The following is a 20,811-nucleotide window of genomic DNA, read 5'->3' on the forward strand; positions in this document are numbered from 1 at the left end:
GAGAACGGGGCGGAGGCTGCCACGGCTCGCCCGCCGCCCGGGTGAACGAGGAGCTCCGAGGGGTGCCCGATCGGCGCCGAGGGGTTTCAGGGGCTTCCGGGGGGCTTCGCTGCTCCGTACCCGTCCAGGCGCACCCGGGATGCAGGTGGCGGCGGACCGTGCACACGATGGGGGTTCCCGGGCCCCCGCTGCGAAGAGCGGGCCCTGCTGCGAAGGGGTGGTGGATGAGCACTGCTGCGATAGAGGACGAGGGCGTCCGGGCCCCTGGTCCCGCGGTGGGCGGGGGAACGGGCCGCCGCCCCGTCCTGCGCAGGCTCCTCCCGGCGGCCGGGGCGACGCTCGTCGCGGCGGCCGGAGCCCTGATCGCCGTCGGATGCTTCCTCGGTCTCTACGTGCGGCCCACGTCCGACGACTGGTGCGCCGCGTGGAAGGCCCGCGATCTGGGGGTCCTCGGCATCACGTCCGACTTCTACCGGACCCAGAACGGCAGGATCACCAACGCCCTCCTGAGCGGCGTCGTCTACGGCGACGGACCGGCCGGGACCAAGATCCTGCCGACGGTCATCGTCGTCTGCTTCACGGCCGGACTGGTCCTGCTGGGGCGTGAGCTCGTCCGGTTCCTCGGCGGCAGGCCCCGGCTGCTGGTCCTGACCGCCTGCGCCCTGGTCGTCCAGGCACTGGTCTACTTCGCGGGCACCCACAGCTACCAGGTACTGCTGTGGGCCCCGTCGACGATCTCGCACACCCTGCCGAGCGTCATCGGCGTGTGGGCGATCCTGCTGGCCCTGTGGACCGTACGCCGCCCCCGGGGCCCCGCCCGCGTGGCCGGCTTCGTCTCGGCGTTCCCCATCGCCTTCGCGATCGGCACCCTGAGCGAGCCGTTCGCGCTCGTCAGCGCTCTGCTCGCCGGCCTGGTCGGGCTGGTCTGCGTGCCCAGGTTCGGCCTGGCGCGGAACTGGCGTCCGTTCATCTGGTGCCTGCTGTGGTGCTCCGGCCTCGTCTGCGGTCTGGCCGTGCTGTACACCTCCCCGGGCGCCCGCTGGCGGCGGGCCCAGCGGCTGAACCAGGAGTCCATGCTCTCCGCGGGCGAACTCCGGAGCGCCTTCGCGGACTGGCTGCGCGTGTGGGACACCGTCACCGGCCAGTGGGCGTACCTCGGAGCCGCGGCCGCCGGCGTCCTGTTGGGCCTGGCGTGCTGCCTGCGTGGGCAGGCGTCCGAAGGGCGGGAGCCGCGGCGGACCGTCCCGCGCCCGACGCTGACCGCCGCGCTGCTGCTGCCGGTGCCCGTGGTGGTGCTGGGGTCGTTCGCGGTGGTGTTGGGGCTGCACAGCGGCTACGGCCCGAGCGGGTGGACCTTTGGCCGCGCCTGGACGAACTTCATCGTGCCGATGGAACTCGCGCTCTGCGGCTACGGCGCACTGCTGGGAGCCCGGGGCGGCCGGTGGCTCGCCGTCCGCCGCTCCGCCGACCGCCGCTCCGCCGACGCGGCCCTCGCGACCGGCGCCGTGGTGGCGGGCTGCCTGGCGCTGGCCTCGTTGACCGCGCTCGTCCCGAGCGTCCGGGAGCTCACCACGAACACGGTCGCCCGCTCCGTGGCCTGGGACGCCCAGAACTCCCGCATCCTCTCCGAGACCGCGCAGGGCGCCACGGACGTGGGCTACCGGCCCATGTACATCGGGGTCCTCTCCGAGCCCTTCTTCACGGAGGACTACGACCGGGACTGGGTCGCCTCGTGCGTGTCGAACTGGTACGGCGTCGACCGCATCCACCGCCTCTGACACAAGGGCAGCGCCGTCGGAGTGGCCCCGTCGGTCAGGGTCCGGGTCACGGCCGGGAAGAGGCCCGTTCAGCGGGCGAGGGCTCGCAGGTGGGCGCGGATGACGCGGACGGCGTCCTCCGCGTCGTCGACGGTGACCGTGAAGAGCTTTCCGTCGCCGAGCCGGAGCTCCAGGCCCTCGCCGCGGCGGACGATCACTGCGGTGCCCTTCTCGGGGCGCCAGCGGTAGCCCCACCCGCCCCACTGCTGCGGGGTGATCCGCGGGAGGAACTCGGCGGAGGTCACCTCGGCGAGCCGGATCGTGCGGCGCGGCAGCCCGATGTGGCCGCAGCGCACGATCAGGGCCTCGGAGTCGATGGTGACGGCGACGTGTACGAAGGCGAGCGTGCCGTAGAGGATGAGCAGTCCGGCGGCGAGGCAGCCGGCCACGGCCATGAGGAGCGGGACGAAGCCCGAGGTCCAGGCGTTGTCGACGGCGAGCTCGATCCCGAGCGCCAGACAGGCCGCACCGGCCGCTGCGAGCAGCCACTGCACGCGGTTGGAGGCCCGGCCCGTCCAGAACGGACCCGGGGGGTGAGCCGTCATGTGTAGCAGCGTACTCACGTTGCGCTGGTACGCCACTGCCCCTCGCCCAGTCGGATCAGCGCGTCCGGTCAGCGCCTCGGATCAGCACGCCGCGCCGGCCCGCCACCGGGCAGCAGGCCGAGGAGCGCGTCGCGCAGGGCGGGCCGGCGGGTGGTCACGAACCGGTGCAGGTTCCGGGAGCCGAAGGCGATGCGCTGGGCGCTGCGGCGGCGCTCGGCGTCGTACGCGCGCAGGGCGCCGGGCAGCCCGGCCGGTCCGCCGGTGGCGCCGATGCCCGCGACGGCGCGGGTCAGCGCCTCGGCGTCGAGCAGGGCGGTGCAGGCGCCCTGGCCGAGGTTGGGTGTCATGGCGTGGGCGGCGTCGCCGACGAGGGCGATCCGGCCGTCGGCGACGAAGGTGGGGAGCGCCGGGTAGAGGTGCCGCATCTCGTACCGGATCCAGGTGGCGGGGTCGGTCTCGGCCAGGACGCGCGGGACGGGGTCGTGCCAGTCGGCGAAGGCGTCCCGTACGTCGCGGGCGGTGGTGGCCCCGGGGACCGTGGCGTACCAGTTGGTGCGGCCGGGCTCCACGGGTGTCATGCCGAAGAAACGGCCGTCGCCCCAGGTCTCGCCGTACAGGCCCGTCTCGAATCCGGCGATGCCGATCCAGGCGACCGTGCCGATCGGGCGCGGGCGGCTGCGGCGGCCGAAGTACGCCGTGCGGACCACGCTGTTGATGCCGTCGGCGCCGACGAGCAGGCAGTCCGGATCCGCGGCGAGCGCTGCCGGGTCGGTGAGGCGCTGCCCGTACGCGATCGGCACGCCGCCGAGCCGGTCGAGCTCGGCGAGCAGTGCGTCGATCAAGTAGGGCCGGGATATGAGCAGTTCCGGCCTGCCCGCCTTGCGTTCGATCCGTTCGAGCGGGAGCGCGGCCAGCACCGTGCCGTCGGGGCGGCGGATACGGGCGCCGCGGTACGGGACCGCGCGTGCCCGCAGCGCGTCGCCGAGGCCGAGCCGGTCGAGCGCGGCCTGGGCGGTGGGGTGGATCCCGAAGGCGGTGCCGTAGCGGTCGAGTTCCGTCCGGCGCTCCAGGACGGTCACCGTCCAGCCCGCGCGGCGCAGGCCGATGGCGGTGGCGAGCCCGCCGACCCCCGCCCCGACCACGACGGCCGTACCCGCTCCGCGCCCCCGCCCGCTCTCGGCCCCGCCCCCGCCCCCGTCCTGCGTCCTGGTCCCGGTCTCGCTGCTCATGGCGCGCCCCCTCACCTGCATCCCAGCCGACTACCACATCCGTGGTACTACATCTGTGGTACCACGGATGTAGTTAAGGTGGCAACGTGAATCAGGACCGGAGGGACCGGCTGCGGGACGCCGCCGTCGCCGTACTGGCCGAATCGGGCGGGCGCGGGCTGACGCACCGCGCCGTCGACGCGGCCGCCGCCGTGCCCACGGGCACGGCCAAGAACTACTTCCCGACCCGAGACGCCCTGCTGCGGGCCGTCGCCGAACGCTGCGTGGAGCAGTACCGGGCGCTGGCCGCGTCCCTGGCCGGGGCCGGCCCGGGACCCGCCGACGCGCAGCAGCTCGCGGCCCTGCTCGCCGGGCTGCTGCGGGATGTCGCCGGGCCCGGCCGGCCGCGCGTCCTCGCGTACCTGGAGCTCCAGACGGAGGGGACGCGCCGGCCGTGGCTGGCCGGGCTGCTGGACCCGATCGCCGCGGCGGACTTCGCCGCGCACGCGCACCTGCTGCGCGGGGCGGGGCTGCCGGCCGGGCCGGAGCAGGCCCGCGCCCTCACCCTCGCGCTGCACGGCGCCATCCCCCACCTGCTGTCCGGCGCTCCCGCCACCCTGGCGGCGGCCGGCCTGGACGACCTCGACCGGTTCGCCCGCGCAGTGCTGGCCGCCGTATGCCCTGAGGAGATGCCTTGACCACTCGTCTCGACCGCGCCGTGGGGGCCGTCGTGGGCTCGGCGGCGGGCGACGCGCTCGGTGCGCCGTACGAGTTCGGCCCGGCGGGACAACTGACCGCGCGCGGGGAGGAGATGTGCGGGGGCGGCGGCTGGGATCCGGGCGAGGCGACCGACGACACACAGATGGCCGTGCTGGTCGGCGAGTCTCTGCTGGAGCGGGGCGGTCTCGAACTCCCGGACGTCTTCGCCCGGTTCCAGCGGTGGGCGGCCGGGCAGCCCAAGGACATCGGCCTCCAGACGGAGGACGTGCTGACGAACGGCGAGCCGTGGGACCTCGCGGCCGCCCTGCACTTCCGGGTCAACACCCGGGCCGCGGGCAACGGTTCCCTCATGCGGGCCGCCACCTCCGCGGTGTACTTCGCCGCCGCCGGCCGGGAGCGGACCATGGACGCCGCGCGCCGGATCGCGGCGCTGACGCACGGCGACCGGGCCGCCTGGGAGGGGACGGCGGTCCTGCACGAGCTCGTCCGCGTCGCCCTGGACGGGGCCGATCCGCTCGCCGCCCTCCCGGGGACGCTCGCCGTGGTGCACCCGGACCACCGCGAGCGGTACGGCCGCGTACTCGCCCCCGACTGGCATCCCGACATGGCCACCGAGTTCAACGGGGCGGTGTGGCCCTGCCTGGGCTCCGCGGTGTGGGCGCTGCGGACCACCACCGGCTTCGCGGACGCCGTACGGGCCGCGGTGGACCTCGGCGGCGACACCGACACGGTGGCCGCCGTGACGGGGGCCCTGGCCGGGGCCCGGTACGGACAGGGGGCGGTCCCCGAGGCCTGGACGGCCGCGCTGCACGTGCCGCTGCCCGGGTTCGGGGACCGGGTCCTGGACGCGGACGGCCTGCGGGCGCTGGCTCAGCGGCTCGCGGCGGCCGGCCCGCCGGCGGCCGCCGGCTCCCGCTGAAGCTCCAGGCGGCGTCCCCGGAAGGCGGCGCGGAGCCGCCGGTCGTGCGTGACCAGGATCAGGGTCCCGCCGAAGTGGGCCAGGGCTGCCTCCAGTTCCTCCACCACGGCCGGGGCCAGGTGGTTCGTCGGCTCGTCCAGGAGCAGCAGGTCGAGCGGGCGGGACACCAGCCGGGCCAGCTCCAGCTTGCGGCGCTGGCCGGCCGAGAGGAGGCGGACCGGCCGGATGAGGTCGTCCGGGGTGAGCAGGCCGTTCCGGGTGGCCTGGTCGGCGTGCTCCTCGCCGAACACCTCGACGGCCGACCGGGGTTCGCGGGCCCACCGGTCGTCCTGCCGGAGCAGTCCCACGCGCGGGGGCGTCCGTACGAGCCCCTGCGCGGGCTCCAGTTCACCGGCCAGCAGGTGCAACAGGGTTGATTTGCCGGTCCCGTTGGGGCCGGTCAGCAGGAGCCGCTCCCCCGGGGCGAGCGTGAGCGAAACGGGTTCGAACCGTCCCGGCACGGCCGCGCGGTCCAGCTCCACGGCTCCGGCGGCGCCTCGGGTGAACCGGCCGGTGAAGACGAGCGGCTGCGGGGGCGGCGGTACGGGGTTACCGGTCAGCCGGTGCAGCCGTTCGCGGGCGGTACGGATCCGGCCGGCGGCGCCGTGGGTCCGGGAGCGGGCCCGGAAGGCGCCGGCTCCGCTGAAGCCGCGGGGCAGCTTGCGCGGGATGGCGGCGAACCGCCCGATGTTGGTGTCCGCGAGCCGCTCGGCACTGCGGACCTCCTCGCGCCACTCCTCGTACTCCCTTTCCCGGCGGGCGCGTTCGGCGGCGCGGGCGGTCAGGAACCCGGCGTAGCCGTTGCCGTAGCGGCGGACCGTCCGCCGGTCCTGGTCCACCTCCAGAATGGTGGTCGTGACGCGGTCGAGGAAGAGCCGGTCATGGGTGACGGCGACGACGGTTCCGGGGTGGGCGCGCAGGTGCTCCTCCAGCCAGCCGACCGCCTCGTCGTCGAGGTCGTTGGTCGGTTCGTCGAGCAGCAGCAGCTCCGGTTCGGCGGCGAGGGCCGCCGCGAGTGCGAGCCGGGAGCGCTGACCTCCGGAGAGGGTGCCGAGCCGGCGGTCCGGGTCGAGCGCGCGGCGTTCACCGAGGTGGCGCAGGGTGGTCGCGACGCGTCGTTCGGCGTCGCGGCCGCCGCGGGCCTCGTGGGCGGCGAGGAGGTCCCCGTACGCGGCGAGTTCCTCGGGGCCGGCCCGGTGCAGGCAAGATTCGGCGGCGCGGATCCGGCGTTCGAGGGCGCGCAGGTCGGCGAGGGCGAGGTCGACCGCGTCGCCGACCCGGGCAGAGGGCGGGAGTTCGAGGGTCTGCGCGAGGTGCCCGAGGCCGCCGGGGGCGGTGACGGTGACCTCGCCGCGGTCGGGCCGTTCCCGTCCCGCGAGGAGGCGGAGCAGCGTGGACTTGCCGGAGCCGTTGTCGCCGACGACGCCGACCCGCTCGCCGGGCCGGACCGTACAGCTCACGCGGTCCAGGACGACACGGGTGTCGTAGCTCTTGGTGACCTCGGACAGGACGATCTGGGTGGAGGCGAGTGGAGCACGCAAGGGCGATCCTTTCGAATGAGACGAACCGTTTCGTCTCGTTAGACGGCCATCGTAAACGGCGCCTCGATCGCACACAAGACGGTACGTCTCGCTATCTCTTGTCAGCCGGCGTGTGTCAGCCCGCGTGTGTCAGCCGGCGGCCGTCAGCCGACGGGCGCGTCCTGGCCCGCCAGCAGTCGGCCCTCCGCGTACCGGAGCGCGGCGGCCGGCAGGGACCCCTCGCGCCCGCTGCGCAGTACGGTCAGTCCGCCGGTGCGGGGCAGGGCGGGCTCGGGCCGGGAGCCCAGGCGGCGCAGCGCCTGGACGGCGACGGCCTCGGCGGAGCCGTGGTAGACCAGCTCGGCGCCCCCCGTGCGCGCGGCGAGGGAGGCCCTGATGGCGCTCTCGACCAGTTCGTAGTGCGTGCAGCCGAGCACCACATCGGTGACGTCGGCCGGGGTCAGCGCGGCAGCCGCGGCCACGGTGTCCGCCACGGCGGCGTCGTCGGCGGCCTCCACGGCGTCGGCCAGCCCGGGGCAGGGCACCTCGGTGACGCGGACCCCGTCGGCGAAGTCGCGGATCAGCCCGCGCTGGTAGGCGCTGCCGGTGGTGGCCGGGGTGGCCCAGATCGCGACGCGGCCGCCGGCGGCCGCAGCGGGCTTGATCGCCGGTACCGTCCCGATGACCGGGATGGCGGGCTCCAGCTCCGCACGCACGGTGTCCAGGGCGTGCACGGTGGCCGTGTTGCAGGCCACGATCAGCGCGTCCGGGCGAAGCTCGGCGGCGGCCCGGGCCACGGCGAGTGCCCGCTCGGTGAGGTTGGCGGGGGTCCGCGGGCCCCATGGCATGCCGTCGGGGTCCGAGGACAGGACCAGGTCCGCGTCCGGCCGCAGCCGGCGCACCGCCGCGGCCGCCGCGAGGAGGCCGATTCCGGAGTCCATGAGCGCGATCTTCACCGGGCCACCTTAGTCGACCCCCACCCGGCCCGGGCCGTCGCCGCCGATACCCGCCCTCGATCTCCGCGGCCGGCCGACACCTTCCACCCCGGCCACCCCGTCCTCAGCGCGGGCCCGGACCCGGGCATCCGGACCAGGCATCCGGATCCGGCGAACACCTCCGGCGGCACCCCACGCCGGCCACCCGGCGAACGGCCGCAACCACCCGGCGAACCAGGTCACGGAGCCCGCCCAGCCCAGCCCGGCCCTGGTTCCGGGCGCTCGCGCGCACCCACCGTCACTGTCCGGCATGCCTGACGCCCCGCCCTGGTCCCCGTACGGCACGCTCTGCCGCCCGACCCGGCCTGCCCCGGCCGCAGGGACCGCACGGGGCACGCGCCCCGGCCACCGGCGGCCCGGGCGGCAGCCGCATCCCGCCCGGCCCTAGTCCCGGGCGCTCGCGCACACCGGGCCGTCACCGTCCGGCGGGCCCGACGCCCCGCCCCGGTCCCCGTACGGCACGCCCTGCGGCCCGGCCCGGCGGCGGGACCGCACGGGGCACGCGCCACGGCCACCGGCGGCCCGGGCGGCAGCCGCATCCCGCCCGGCCCTAGTCCCGGGCGCTCGCGCACACCGGGCCGTCACCGTCCGGCGGGCCCGACGCCCCGCCCCGGTCCCCGTACGGCACGCCCTGCGGCCCGGCCCGGCGGCGGGACCGCACGGGGCACGCGCCACGGCCACCGGCGGCCCGGGCGGCAGCCGCATCCCGCCCGGCCGTCCGAACTGCCCGCCCGGCGAGGGCCGCCGCACCCGGCGCGGGCGGATGCGCGACACGCCCGCCGGGGCCCGGCACACTGCCGCCATGGGCCTCTACACCGCCGCCTGCGCGGCCTACGCCTCCCTCGCCGCCTGGCTCTGGCTCACCCTCGCCCAGGGCATGTTCTGGCGGACCGACGTCCGCCTCCCCCCGCGCACCGCCCCCACCCACTGGCCGTCCGTCGCGATCGTCGTCCCCGCCCGGGACGAGGCCGAGGTGCTGCCCCGGAGCCTGCCCTCGCTCCTCGCCCAGGACTATCCCGGCGAGGCCGAGGTGATCCTCGTCGACGACGGCAGCACCGACGGTACCGGCGGCCTCGCGCTCCGGCTCGCGGCCGGGCAGCCGGGGCTCCCGCTCACAGTCGTCTCCCCCGGCGATCCCGCCCCCGGCTGGACCGGCAAGCTCTGGGCGCTGCGCCACGGCATCTCCCTGGCCCGCACCGCGCACGCCGCCGAGCCCGACTTCCTCCTCCTCACCGACGCCGACATCGCGCACGAGCCCGACAGCCTGCGCGAACTCGTCGCCGCTGCGACCTCGGCCGACCTCGACCTCGTCTCCCAGATGGCCCGCCTGCGCGTGGCGGGCTTCTGGGAACGGCTCGTCGTACCGGCCTTCGTTTACTTCTTCGCCCAGCTGTACCCGTTCCGCCGGATCAACCGGCCCTCCGCCCGGACCGCGGCCGCCGCCGGCGGCTGCGTGCTGCTGCGCACCGAGGCCGCCGTGCGGGCGGGGATCCCCGACTCCATCCGCCAGGCGGTCATCGACGACGTCTCCCTCGCCCGCGCGGTCCACCGCTCCGGCGGCCGGATCTGGCTCGGACTGGCGGAGCGGGTGGACAGCGTGCGCCCGTACCCGGCGCTCGCCGACCTGTGGCGGATGGTCTCGCGCAGCGCCTACGCACAACTGCGCCACCAGCCCCTCCTGCTGGCCGGGACGGTCGCCGGGCTGGTGCTCGTCTACCTGGTGCCCCCGGCCGCCCTCCTGGCGGGGCTCGCGACCGGACACCCCGCCGTCGCCTGGGCCGGGGGGCTCGCCTGGCTCCTCATGGCCGGCACGTACCTGCCGATGCTGCGCTACTACGGGCAGCCCGCCGCGCTCGCGCCGCTGCTTCCGCTCACGGCCCTGCTGTACCTCCTGATGACCGTCGACTCGGCCGTTCAGCACTACCGGGGTCGCGGTGCGTCCTGGAAGGGCCGTACCTATGCCCGTCCCAGCGACGCCTGAAACGACGAACCGCTGCCCGGAACCGAGTCATCCGAGGTCACCGCGTTGTGACACTGCGTCAGCGCGAAGTCGGTGCAACACCCAACCTGTGAGTACGAGTAGGAACAAGGTGGGGTGGAAGTGGCGAATCGTGCACGTGAACGTCAAGTGAAAGGTGAGGCTCTGACCTGCGAAGATGCAGGTCAGGGCGGTGTTGACGGCACCTCGCTATGGACCCGGTGAAGTCGTGGGCTTAACTTAGGTCCCATGACCTCCCCCCGCTCCACTTATGGCGGCGGTTACTACTCCGCGCCCTCCTTCCCGGACACCCCCATCTACGACTCCCTCGTCGCCGAACGCGGCACCCCGCAGATCGCCCCGATCCGCGTTCCGGCCGCCTACGAGTCTCCGAGTGCCGGATATTCGAGCGGCGGGTACCTGCCGGCTCTGGCGTCGGCGCTGCCCGCGCTGCCGCCGGCCGCCCCTCAGCAACAGCAGGCTTCGGGTTACGGCTACCCGTACCAGCAGCAGGCCGCCCCGCAGCCGATGCCGCTGCAGCACGCGCCCGCCCCGTACATCCCGCAGCAGCAGCCCGTGCGGACCGGATACGTGCCGCAGCCCCAGCCGCAGCAGCCCCGCCCGGCCGCCATGGCCACCGGGTACGAGGCGATGCGCCCGGCCGCGCCGCGTCCGATGCAGGTGCCCGCGCCGGTGCCCGCGGCCTCGTACGAGGACCCGTACGGCCGCCAGTACCAGGGACGTGGTTACTGACCGGGGCACCGACCGGCGCCGGGACAGCGGAGGGGGCTGGCAGTATTCCCCCATGTCGAATTTGCACGTCCAGGCGCTCCACGTCCATCCCGTCAAATCGGTAGCGGGTACCGCTCCCGAAGAGGCGGCCGTGGAGCCCTGGGGTCTGTCCGGAGACCGGCGGTGGGCGCTGGTCGACACCGGGGGCACGGTCATCACCCAACGCCGCCATCCGCAGCTGGCCTTGGCGGCGGCCCGTCCGATGGCCGGCGGCCGGATCGCGGTGACCGCGCCGGGCATGGCGGAGCTGGTCGTGGAGGTGCCCGACCCGGGTCCGCTGGAGCCGGTCGTCCTGTTCGGGAAGAAGGTCGAGACCGTGGTCGCGGCGGCTGCCGCGGCCGACTGGTTCAGCGCGTACCTGAAGGAACCGGTGCGGCTGGTACATCTGGACGATCCGTCCGTACGCCGCCCCGTGGATCCGGACTACGCACTGCCCGGCGAGATGGTGAGCCTGGCCGACGGCTATCCGCTGCTGGTCACGACCCTCGCCTCGCTGGACGCGCTCAACTCGCTGATCGCGCAGGGGGACCACCCCGAAGAGGGTCTCCTGCCCATGGACCGTTTCCGCCCCAATGTGGTGGTATCCGGTGCCGAGGCGTGGGCGGAGGACGGCTGGCGGCGCATCGCGATCGGCGACGCCGTCTTCCGTGGGGCACGGGAATGCGGCCGGTGCGTCGTCACCACCACCGACCAGGCGACGGCCGAGCGGGGCAGGGAACCGCTGAAGACCCTGGGGAAGCACCGGCGGATCGGCAAGTCGCTGGCGTTCGGGCGGCTCCTGGTCCCGGTGCGGCTGGGCACGGTGCGCGTCGGCGACGAGGTGCGCGTCCTGGAATGACGCAAATGACGTGAATGGCATGAATGACGCCCCTGCCCGGGACGACGCGGGTGGCACGCACGGCATGGATGACACGGATGCCCCGGCACTGACCAGCCGACCCGGAATGACACCTTCGGGGGGCTCCGCATCCACGCTGGAACCAACAGGCACGGCCACGCCGTTGGAGCAGTCAGGACACGTGGGCAGAGGGAGACTGGCACAAGTTGGGGGAGCCGGACCGTGCGGACAGCAATGGGTGTGTGGCGTTGGCGGCGCAATCCGCTGCGCCGGCCGACCGATCTCTTCGAGGCGTGGGTGGCGTTCGCCGCGCTGGTGTGCGTGATCGTGGTGGCTCCGGCCGTCGGATGGGTCGCGGGCCTGCGGGTGGACGGCACACTGCAGCAGGCCGCGCAGGAGCAGCGGCAGGAGCGTCATCTCGTTCCGGCCGTGGTGGTCCGGCCGGCGCCGGAGTCGGCTGCGGAGGTGGAGGTGACGGCCGACGCGTCGGCGCAGCGGACCGCCCCGCGCCGTACGCAGATCGTGGCCTCGTGGACCGCGCCGGACGGCAGCAGCCACGAGGGCACCGTGCCGGCCGCGGAGGAACCGCCGCGCGCCGGCGACCGGTTCCGGATATGGACCGATGCGCACGGCCGGCTGGTCGGGCAGCCGCTCGACCCGTCCGCGGCCGCCTTCCACGCGGGGATGGCCGGCCTGGCCGCAGCGATCGGGGTGGCCGCGCTGGGCGAGACGGTCCGGCGGCTGGTCGTACGACGGCTCGTGCATCGGCGGTACATACGTCTGGACCGGGCCTGGGCGGCCGCCGGGCCGGACTGGGGTCGAGCGGGCGCGGGCAGTTGACCTGGCACCTCCCCGGCTCCGCGCGCGCTACGGTGGGGCGGCCGGAACGGTCGCTCCGGCAGCTTAGGTGGCCCCGGCCGTTCCCACGGTTCTGAACCACACGGATCGGCTGCGGCGGATCCGGTGACTTCAGTGGTTCCGGTGGATTCAGACTTCAGTGGCTTCGGTCGCATCGGCAGCGCGAGTACGAGGGTGGGGGCACGACAGCACCATGGTTCAGGGCACGGTCCAGGTGACGCACGGCGGGTCCTCGCGGTGGCGGCGCCGCTCCGGTGAATATCCGACGCTGGCCGCCGCGCTCGCCGTCGCGGGAGACGGAGACGTGCTGACCGTCGCCCCCGGCACCTACCGGGAGAACCTGGTGCTGCACCATGCCGTGACCCTGCGCGGAGCCGAGGGCGGCCTGGGGTCGGTGCGCATCGCCCCGCTCGACGGGGTCGCGCTGACCGTGCGCGCCTCGGCCGTGGTCCAGGACCTGTACCTGGAGGGCCAGGACCGGGCGGCGCCCGCGCTGCTGGTGGAGGACGGCTGCCCCGAGCTCACCGATCTGCGGGTCAGCACCCACTCGGCGGCCGGCATCGAGGTACGCGGCCCGGGGGCCCGGCCCCTCGTGCGGCGGTGCACGGTGGAGAACCCGGCCGGTGTCGGGATCGCCGTGGTGGACGGCGGCGGCGGGGTATTCGAGGAGTGCGAGGTCGTGGCCGCCGGGCAGACCGGCATCTCGGTGCGCGGCGGCGGCCGGCCCCGGCTGGAGCGCTGCCGCGTCCACCACGCCACGGGCGCGGGCATCGGGGTGACCGGCGAGGGCTCGGGCCTGGAGGCCCTGGGCTGCGAGGTGTACGAGGTCAAGGGCTCCGGGGTGCAGATCGCCGCCCGCGCCACGGCCCGGCTCACCGACTGCGCGGTGCACCGCACCTCGGCCGACGGGGTCACCCTCGACACCGACGCGGTCCTCACCCTGACCGGCTGCGACATCCACGACATCCCGGAGAACGCCGTCGACCTGCGGTCCCGTTCGGTGCTCACCCTCAGCCGCACCACGGTCCGCCGCTTCGGCCGCAACGGGCTGTCCGTGTGGGACCCGGGCACCCGCGTGGACGCCGAGTCCTGCGAGATCCACGACAGTACGGGCGACTATCCGGCGGTGTGGATCAGCGACGGCGCCACCGTCGCCCTGGATTCCTGCCGGGTCCACGACGTGCCGGACGCACTGTTCGTGCTGGACCGGGGCTCGCGCGTCGACGTGGTCGACAGCGACCTGTCCCAGGTGCGCAACACCGCCGTCTCGGTGAGCGACGGGGCGACTGCGCAGCTCGACGACTGCCGGATCCGCGAGGCGGCCACCGGCGCGTGGTTCCGCGACCACGGCAGCGGCGGCACGCTCGCCAACTGCACCATCGACGCCGTGCAGACCGGCGTGATCGTCACCAAGGGCGCCGACCCCGCTCTGGAGCGGTGCACGGTCACCTCCCCGGCCGAGGCCGGGTTCTACGTGTCGGCGGGCGGGCGCGGCACCTTCACGGCCTGCCGGGTGACGGGCAGTTCCGGTTTCGGCTTCCACGTCATGGACGGCTGCCGCACCACGCTGACCCGCTGCCACACCGAGCGCTGTGCCCGCGGGGGCTACGAGTTCGCGGAGGACGGGCCGCTCGCCGAGGAGTGCACGAGCGACGAGTCCGGCCCGCGCCTGGCGGCCCAGTCGGCCTCGGGCGGCGGATTCGCAGGGGCGCAGGCGGGGATCCGTACGGTCACGGCGGCGCAGAGCTCCGTACCGCAGCCGGCCCCGGCGCCCGCGACCGTACCGCGGCCCGCGGCGGAGCGGCCGGAGGCCGGCGCGGATGCGGGCGTGCGGGGTTCCGGCGAGGTGCTGGGACAGCTCGACGCGCTGGTGGGCCTGGACAGCGTCAAGCGCGAGGTGCGCGCGCTCACCGACATGATCGAGGTGGGCCGGCGGCGGCAGCAGGCGGGCCTCAAAGCCGCCTCGGTGCGCCGGCACCTGGTCTTCACCGGCTCCCCCGGCACGGGCAAGACCACGGTCGCCCGGCTGTACGGGGAGATCCTCGCCTCCCTGGGGGTACTGGAGCGCGGTCACCTGGTCGAGGTGTCCCGTGTGGACCTGGTCGGCGAGCACATCGGCTCCACGGCCATCCGTACGCAGGAGGCCTTCGAGCGGGCGCGCGGCGGGGTGCTGTTCATCGACGAGGCGTACGCGCTGGCCCCGGAGGACTCGGGCCGGGACTTCGGGCGCGAGGCGATCGACACGCTGGTGAAGCTGATGGAGGACCACCGGGACGCGGTGGTGGTGATCGTCGCCGGGTACACGGCGGAGATGGACCGTTTCCTGACCGTCAACCCCGGTGTGGCCTCGCGGTTCTCCCGGACCATCACCTTCGGCGACTACGGGCCCGGGGAACTGCTGCGGATCGTGGAGCAGCAGGCGGAGGAGCACGAGTACCGGCTCGGGGAGGGCACCTCCGAGGCCCTGCTGACGTACTTCACGGAGCTCCCCAAGGGTCCGGCGTTCGGCAACGGCCGCACCGCGCGCCAGACCTTCGAGTCGATGGTGGAGCGGCACGCGGGCCGGGTGGCCCAGCTGTCGGAGCCGAGTACGGACGAGCTCACCCTGCTGTTCCCGGCGGATCTCCCGGCCCTGCCGGCGCTGCCCGCTCCTTGCTGACGCGGGCCGGCTGAGCGGGTACTCCCCCGGCTGCCGCCGGGCGGGGCCCCCGGCTCCCCGCGGCCGTGTCCAGCCGGGCGAGCAGGGCGTCGCGTTCGGCGGCGAAGGCAGGATCGGCCTGGTAGTCGGAGTGGCCCAGGATCGGCGCGGGCAGCGGGTGGCGGGCGCTGCGTCCGTAGGCGATCGGGTCGGCGAGCGGGCCGCGGTCCACGTCCGGCCCCGCGCCGGGAAGCGCCGGGCCGCCGATGGGGTCGGTGGCCCGCCAGAGGTTGCGCCAGCAGTCGACCTCCTGGTGCAGGGCGGCGAGCGGTCCGGGACCGAAGTAGGCGGGGAACCAGCGGCCGTAGAGGCGGCCGAGCGGGGATCCGTACGTGAGCAGGGCGACCCGGCGGCGGGCGGGCGGCGGGAGTTGCCAGACGGCCGCCGCGGCGAGCACGCTGCCCTGGGAGTGGCCGGAGATCACCAGGCGGCCGCCGGTACGGCCGGTCCAGCCGGCCATCCGCCAGGTCAGGTCGGGGACGGCGCGCTCGGCGTAGCAGGGCGGTGCGAAGGGGTGGGCCGCGCGCGGCCAGAAGGTGCCCACGTCCCACAGGATGCCGATGGTCCGGCGGGCGGAGGGGTCCCGGTAGGCGCGGCGGCCCCAGGTGACGAAGACGGCGATGCCGAGGCCGATGAGCCAGGACCCGGTGTCCTGGGCGGCGCGGGCGGCGCCCTCCAGCAACGGCCGGGTCCCGCGGGCCGCTTCGCCCGGGACCTGTCCGCTGAGCCAGGCTCCGGCGAGGGCGCCCGCGCCGAGCACCAGGGTGATCCCGGAGACGGCCGCCACGAACCAGGGCGCGGAGTCGGTGAGCGCGGCCGCGGTCCGTGCCCCGGCGATCCGGCGGCTGCGGGCCCCGTCCGGCGCCTCCCCCGGATACTCGGCGGCCACGGCTGCGGCGAGCCGGGCCCGGGAGCGGGCACCGCGGACTGCGAAGCAGACGGCGAGCAGGGCCAGTACGAGGAGCATCGGCGGTAACACGGCGGCCTGCCAGGACAGCAGCACGGGCGGCCCGGGCAGCGGGGTGCCGGCCATTCCGGGGGTGCCGCCGCCGTCCAGCCAGTCGGCGACGCGCTGGGCGACTCCGCCGGACATCACCCCGCCGAGCGCGCAGCCGAGCATGGCGACGGCGGGCCCGCCGAGGCCGTGCAGGGCGGCCGACGGATCGGGGGCCCGCCGGTGCAGGGACCGGGCCACGGCGGCGAGGGCGAGCACGCAGCAGCCCTGCCCCAGCATGAGCACGCCGAAGGCGAAGTCCCCGGGGAGCCGTCCGGTGGAGGCCCAGCCGGGGCGTGACCAGCAGGCGTGGAGGAGGACGGCGGCGAGGAGGGCGAGGGCGGCGCCGGGCAGCAGGGTGACGGCGGCCCGGTCGAGCCGGTGGTCGGCCCGGGCTTCGGTGCGGCCGCGCCGGCAGACGACCCAGGCCACGGTGACGGCGCCGGCGGCGAGCAGCGCCTGGATGGTCCAGCCGAGGGCTTCGAGGGCGGGGGCGCCGGCCCGCCGGTCGTAGCGGGCGGTGGGCATGGCGACGGCCACCGCCACGGTGAGCAGCCCGGCGGCGGTGTGCGCGGCGCGCAGCCGGGCGACGATCCGGCGGCCGTACCAGAATCCGGGGCGGCCGAGCGCGGGCTCCGTGTCGGAGGCGGCGTCCGGGTCGGCGGAGCCGGCGGGCGGCGGCTGGGACTCGTAGGCGCTCCAGGTGCGGTTCGACAGGAACCAGAGCAGCCCGGTCAGCGCGGCGGGGAGCAGCGCTCCGAGGGCGAGGCGGCGCCCCGGCTGGGCCCACCAGCCGCCTCCGGGCGCGAGGAAGCCGAGCCGGGAGCGGGAGCCGGTGCAGGTGCGGGAGCCCGCGCACTGCCAGGCGAACAGGTCGAGCGCGACCTCGCAGGCGGCCGCGATCAGCAGCACGGTCAGGCTGAGCGCGAGGATCCGTACGAGGACCCCGTACGTGCGTACCGCGCGCGGGGCGGGGTCGGCGGAGGGTGTGGCGGGCCGGGCCCAGTGGGCGAGGTTGGCCACCATGAAGGGCAGGAGCAGCAGCCACAGCGCGCGGGCGCCGTTGCCGGAGGTGAGCCGGGACCAGCAGTAGGCCTCGGGGACGGGCCGCCCGGCGTAGCGCTCGGGGTGTGCTTCGGCGTCGGCGTCCTCGGTGCGGCGGAAGACGGCGGCGGTGGAGTCTCCGGTGACGCGGACGGTGCGCGGGTCGCCGAGCAGCTCGCCGGGGGCGGCGCCGGCGACTCCGTGGACGAGGAGTTCGAGGGCGAGGGGGTGGTCGGGCGTGGAACGGTCCGGCACAGCGGCCTCCGCTTGCGGGGGCGGGATCGGCGCGACTCCAGCATCCCGCGCACCGCCTCCCGTGCCCAGGCCCCGCGCCGCGCGAATCCCCCACGCGGGGTGAAAGCACCGGGACCGCGACCGGGACGGGAATCCGCGCGAGATCGCAGCGGACATCTCGGGGCCGCCCGGCTATGGTGACGCCCACGCAGACCCGAACCTCGTCCCAGGGGGTACCGCCATGGCTCGCCGACTCCGTCCGGTGGGGCTGGACTTCATCGACGCCGCGCCGATCCGGCTGGTGTTCGCCACCGAGGCGGCGGCGCCGCCCGAGGCCGTGTACCAGGCGCTCGCCGAGGAAGTGGCGGGCTGGCCGGGCTGGTTCAAGGCGGTGACCCTGGCCCGGCCCACGCACGGCGGCGCGGGCCGCGAGGTCCGGTTGATGGGCGGGGTGCGCTTCCAGGAGACGATCATGGCCGCGGATCCCGAGCAGCGCTACGCGTACCGGGTCGACACGACCAACGCCCCCGGGGTACGGGCGCTGCTGGAGGAGTGGCGGCTGACACCGGCCGGCTCCGGCACGCACGTCCGCTGGACCTTCGCCGCGGACGGCTCGGCCCCGTTCCGCCTCGGCCTGACCGCCGCCCGCGCGGGCCTGGGCCACTCCTTCCGCACCGCGGTCCGCACACTGGACGGGCGGCTCACCGCCCGGCGCGCGGCGGATCAGTAGCCTGGTCCGCCACCGTGCCGGTCGCGCGGTGCACTTCGGCCAGGTCGCCGTAGTCCCCCGCACCCCAGACCGCCCTGCGGAACTCCTGCAGGGTCATCGCCGGCCCGGTGCCGAAGTGGACCACCGCGCACCGTGCGCAGCACCAGCCGCGGGACCAGACCTCCTCGGCGGCGTCGCGGCCGGCCGCGAGCCGGGCGCGGAACGCCCGTTGGACCCGTACGGCCGAGACGATCAGCACGGCCGCCCCCAGCAGGGCGAACCCCGAGATCCAGGCCAGGAAGAGGAGCTCGGCCCCGGGCTCGGGCGGGGTGGCCCACGTCGCGCCGCCCCACAGCGTCATCGACCCGTGGTTCTCTTCGGCCGCGGGCGCACCGGCGAACCAGTGCCCGCCCTGGGCGCCGCCGATGAACGTACCGATCGACACCAGGACCAGCAGCACTCCCAGCGCCGTCCGTCCTGCGGTCACCGGCGGCGGCGGGGCCAGGGCCAGCGCCTCGGCCAGCCTTGGGACGACCTCGAGGGCGCCGGCGCTCCGGTCGCGGCCGCCGGCTTCCTCCTGGTACCTGGTGTGCCCGCTCACGCAGATGGCGGGGACGGCCCGCACCTCGTCGGAACGGTGGCAGCGCGGACACTCCAGCTGCGTCGCCCGGGGCTCGGCCCGGGACTCGGCCCGGGACTCGGCCCGGGACTCGGCCCTGGGCCGGTCCGGCCGGTCAACCGGCCGCGGCCGCCCGCCCGCACCGGTCTGTTCCCGTGTACGGGCGTCCCGTTCCGGTCTGTTGTACTCGATGCCCGCCATGGCTCCCCCGAAGCTCCGCCGCGCTCAAAAGTCCGCACAGCGTAGCCAGCCGATTCGGCTCCGCCCAGGGCGTTTTCGTCCCCGGACCGTCACGGTCGCGCCACGGACCGGCCGGGCCGGCCGCTCCCGCGACAGGCCGGTCAGGCCGACGGCTCGCGCCAGACCCCGGTCGTCAGCAGGGTGTCGATGGTCTTCGCGTACGGGGCGATGTCGAGCCGCTGCGCCGCCAGCCACTCGTCGGAGTAGTACTTGTCCAGGTAGCGGTCGCCCGGGTCGCACAGCAGGGTGACGACGCTGCCCGTGCGGCCCTCCGCCACCATCTCCGAGATGATCTTCAGGGCGCTCCACAGGCCGGTACCGGTCGAACCGCCCGCCTTGCGCCCTATCGCCGTCTCCAGCGCGCGGCAGGCGGCGACGCTCGCCGCGTCCGGGACCTTCATCATGCGGTCGATGGCGCCGGGCACGAAGCTCGGTTCCATCCGCGGCCGGCCGATGCCCTCGATGCGCGAGCCGCAATCGCTGCTCGCGTTCGGGTCGTTGTCGGTCCAGCCCTCGAAGAAGCAGGAGTTCTCCGGGTCCGGGACGCAGATCCGGGTGTCGTGCTGCATGTAGTGCACGTAACGCGCGATGGTCGCCGAGGTGCCGCCCGTACCGGCGGTCGCCACGATCCAGGCGGGCTCGGGGAAACGTTCCAGCTTCAGCTGCTGGTACATCGATTCGGCGATGTTGTTGTTGCCGCGCCAGTCGGTGGCCCGCTCGGCGTACGTGAACTGGTCCATGTAGTGCCCGCCCGTACGGGCGGCGAGCTCCGCGGACTCCTCGTACATCTTCATCGGGTCGTCCACGAAGTGACATGCGCCGCCGTGGAATTCGATGAGCCGGCACTTCTCCGGGCTGGTCGTGCGCGGCATGACGGCGATGAAGGGCACGCCGATCAGCTTGGCGAAGTACGCCTCGGAGACGGCGGTGGAGCCGGACGAGGCCTCGATCACCGGGCGGCCGGGGCGGATCCAGCCGTTGCAGAGGGCGTACAGGAACAGCGAGCGCGCGAGGCGGTGCTTGAGGGAGCCCGTCGGGTGGGTGGACTCGTCCTTGAGGTAGAGGTCGATGCCCCACGCCTCGGGGAGCGGGAAGCGCAGGAGGTGGGTATCCGCGGAGCGGTTGGCGTCGGCCTGGACCTTGCGGACGGCTTCCTTCAGCCAGGCGCGGTAGTCCGCGTCGCTGCGGTCGACGTCGATGGTGGTGACCGTCGTACCGGTGCTGCTGGTGGTGCCGGTGGTGCTCATGCGCCGCGCTCCTTCATGGGTGTAATTCGCCCCCTCCTTTCGCAATGTACCTCGCTCACCTGCACAAACGTTCGCTTTGGGTTTCCATGCACATCGCTTTCGATGGCGTTCGGTTGCACTGCGGCGCACCGTGGGTGACCCTGGTGGAGCATTACCGAGGGTGCAGCACCCGTAACACTCATGTCGGGGAGTCGCAGCCGTGATCACTCATTCCCGCAGGCACTGCGTCGTCGAACTGCAGGCCTTGCCGTCGCGGATCGGCCAAATCCGCAGAATCGTCTCAGCACAACTGCGCCACTGGCAGCTCGATCCGCTCATAGACCGGGCTGCGCTCGGCGTGACGGAACTGCTCACGAACGTCCATCGCCACGCGCAGCCGGACAAGACCTGCACCGTCGAGATCGAACTCCGCCTCGGGCGCCTCACCGTCTCGGTGATCGACAGCGATCCGCGGCTTCCGGTGCTCCACGAGGCGCAGGCCGGCTCGCTGGAGACCTGTGGACGGGGCCTCGCCCTCGTGGCGGCGCTCAGCGAGTCCTGGGGCGCACGGCAGCAGTCCGACGGGCCGGGCAAGGTGGTGTGGTTCTCGCTCACGGCGGCTCCCGCCCAGGCGGCGCCCCCACAGCCGGTGCGGATCGAGACCAGGCCCGTACGAGAACCCGCGCGGACGGTGCTCGTCGCCGTCGACCCGGGTGCCGTCGGAGCGGGCCTGCCGGTGGCCTCCCCGGTCGGCGCCGGGCCCGGGTAGTCCCACCCCGCGCCCCCCTCCCGCCCGGCGCGGTCCGGGGGGAGACGGC

17 protein-coding genes are annotated in these 20,811 nt (G+C 74.9%); 10 read left to right on the top strand and 7 right to left on the bottom strand.

Translation table 11 applies throughout. From position 1 onward, the window contains the following. The first annotated feature begins 224 nt into the window (after positions 1-224). The gene (locus OG472_RS07275) at positions 225-1,778 is read left to right on the top strand and encodes a hypothetical protein (protein ID WP_405941166.1); all 1,554 of its coding nucleotides are present in this window, start codon (positions 225-227) and stop codon (positions 1,776-1,778) included. Positions 1,779-1,846: 68 nt separating this feature from the next. On the opposite strand, the gene OG472_RS07280 is transcribed toward OG472_RS07275, so the two are convergent. Both OG472_RS07280 and OG472_RS07285 read right to left on the bottom strand, forming a co-directional pair. After that, on the bottom strand, positions 1,847-2,362 hold the full coding sequence (locus OG472_RS07280; RefSeq protein WP_401603847.1) for a hypothetical protein: 516 nt from the start codon (positions 2,360-2,362) through the stop codon (positions 1,847-1,849). Positions 2,363-2,430: 68 nt separating this feature from the next. Continuing rightward, complete coding sequence (locus OG472_RS07285; protein ID WP_405943148.1) at positions 2,431-3,504, bottom strand: FAD-dependent oxidoreductase; 1,074 nt, start codon at positions 3,502-3,504, stop codon at positions 2,431-2,433. 173 nt (positions 3,505-3,677) lie between these two features. Between OG472_RS07285 and OG472_RS07290 the strand changes: the two genes are divergently transcribed. Beyond that, complete coding sequence (locus OG472_RS07290) at positions 3,678-4,268, top strand: TetR/AcrR family transcriptional regulator (RefSeq protein ID WP_401603852.1); 591 nt, start codon at positions 3,678-3,680, stop codon at positions 4,266-4,268. Beyond that, a complete protein-coding gene (locus OG472_RS07295; protein ID WP_405941167.1) occupies positions 4,265-5,209 on the top strand; it encodes an ADP-ribosylglycohydrolase family protein in 945 nt (314 codons plus the stop codon). Before OG472_RS07290 ends, OG472_RS07295 begins: the two co-directional genes overlap by 4 nt. On the opposite strand, the gene OG472_RS07300 is transcribed toward OG472_RS07295, so the two are convergent. Both OG472_RS07300 and OG472_RS07305 read right to left on the bottom strand, forming a co-directional pair. After that, complete coding sequence (locus tag OG472_RS07300; RefSeq protein WP_405941168.1) at positions 5,161-6,789, bottom strand: ATP-binding cassette domain-containing protein; 1,629 nt, start codon at positions 6,787-6,789, stop codon at positions 5,161-5,163. The genes OG472_RS07295 and OG472_RS07300 overlap by 49 nt on opposite strands. Positions 6,790-6,932: 143 nt before the next feature. Then, positions 6,933-7,724 (bottom strand): glutamate racemase, encoded by a 792-nt coding sequence (locus OG472_RS07305; RefSeq protein WP_405941169.1) that lies wholly within the window; start codon positions 7,722-7,724, stop codon positions 6,933-6,935. 841 nt (positions 7,725-8,565) lie between these two features. On the opposite strand from OG472_RS07305, the gene OG472_RS07310 reads away from it, so the two are divergent. The 5 genes from OG472_RS07310 (at position 8,566) to OG472_RS07330 (ending at position 14,888) form a co-directional block, all read left to right on the top strand. Beyond that, positions 8,566-9,744, top strand: a complete 1,179-nt coding sequence (locus OG472_RS07310) for a glycosyltransferase (protein ID WP_401603859.1) — start codon at positions 8,566-8,568, stop codon at positions 9,742-9,744. 246 nt (positions 9,745-9,990) lie between these two features. Then, the gene (locus tag OG472_RS07315; RefSeq protein WP_401603861.1) at positions 9,991-10,494 is read left to right on the top strand and encodes a DUF6643 family protein; all 504 of its coding nucleotides are present in this window, start codon (positions 9,991-9,993) and stop codon (positions 10,492-10,494) included. Positions 10,495-10,546: 52 nt separating this feature from the next. Beyond that, positions 10,547-11,371 carry an MOSC domain-containing protein gene (locus OG472_RS07320; protein WP_405941170.1) on the top strand — a complete coding sequence of 275 codons (825 nt, stop codon included), beginning with the start codon at positions 10,547-10,549 and terminating at the stop codon, positions 11,369-11,371. 222 nt (positions 11,372-11,593) lie between these two features. Continuing rightward, the gene (locus tag OG472_RS07325) at positions 11,594-12,211 is read left to right on the top strand and encodes a hypothetical protein (protein WP_405941171.1); all 618 of its coding nucleotides are present in this window, start codon (positions 11,594-11,596) and stop codon (positions 12,209-12,211) included. A gap of 211 nt (positions 12,212-12,422) precedes the next feature. Further along, positions 12,423-14,888: a right-handed parallel beta-helix repeat-containing protein gene (locus tag OG472_RS07330; protein WP_405941172.1), complete on the top strand. Its 2,466-nt coding sequence runs from the start codon at positions 12,423-12,425 to the stop codon at positions 14,886-14,888. Here OG472_RS07330 and OG472_RS07335 read toward each other — a convergent pair. Beyond that, the gene (locus OG472_RS07335) at positions 14,830-17,220 is read right to left on the bottom strand and encodes a hypothetical protein (RefSeq protein WP_405941173.1); all 2,391 of its coding nucleotides are present in this window, start codon (positions 17,218-17,220) and stop codon (positions 14,830-14,832) included. The two genes, OG472_RS07330 and OG472_RS07335, sit on opposite strands and share 59 nt — an antisense overlap. A 220-nt stretch (positions 17,221-17,440) precedes the next feature. Here OG472_RS07335 and OG472_RS07340 point away from each other — a divergent pair, with 220 nt between their 5' ends. After that, positions 17,441-17,929 carry an SRPBCC family protein gene (locus OG472_RS07340; RefSeq protein WP_383564004.1) on the top strand — a complete coding sequence of 163 codons (489 nt, stop codon included), beginning with the start codon at positions 17,441-17,443 and terminating at the stop codon, positions 17,927-17,929. Here OG472_RS07340 and OG472_RS07345 read toward each other — a convergent pair. Both OG472_RS07345 and OG472_RS07350 read right to left on the bottom strand, forming a co-directional pair. Next, a complete protein-coding gene (locus OG472_RS07345) occupies positions 17,901-18,728 on the bottom strand; it encodes a hypothetical protein (protein WP_405941174.1) in 828 nt (275 codons plus the stop codon). The two genes, OG472_RS07340 and OG472_RS07345, sit on opposite strands and share 29 nt — an antisense overlap. A 140-nt stretch (positions 18,729-18,868) precedes the next feature. Beyond that, positions 18,869-20,014 (bottom strand): PLP-dependent cysteine synthase family protein, encoded by a 1,146-nt coding sequence (locus tag OG472_RS07350; RefSeq protein WP_401603876.1) that lies wholly within the window; start codon positions 20,012-20,014, stop codon positions 18,869-18,871. A 199-nt stretch (positions 20,015-20,213) separates the two neighbouring features. On the opposite strand from OG472_RS07350, the gene OG472_RS07355 reads away from it, so the two are divergent. After that, on the top strand, positions 20,214-20,762 hold the full coding sequence (locus OG472_RS07355) for an ATP-binding protein (protein ID WP_383563998.1): 549 nt from the start codon (positions 20,214-20,216) through the stop codon (positions 20,760-20,762). Positions 20,763-20,811: the final 49 nt, after the last annotated feature.

The sequence above is a fragment of the Streptomyces sp. NBC_00207 genome (assembly GCF_045160965.1).
GTDB lineage: Bacteria > Actinomycetota > Actinomycetes > Streptomycetales > Streptomycetaceae > Streptomyces.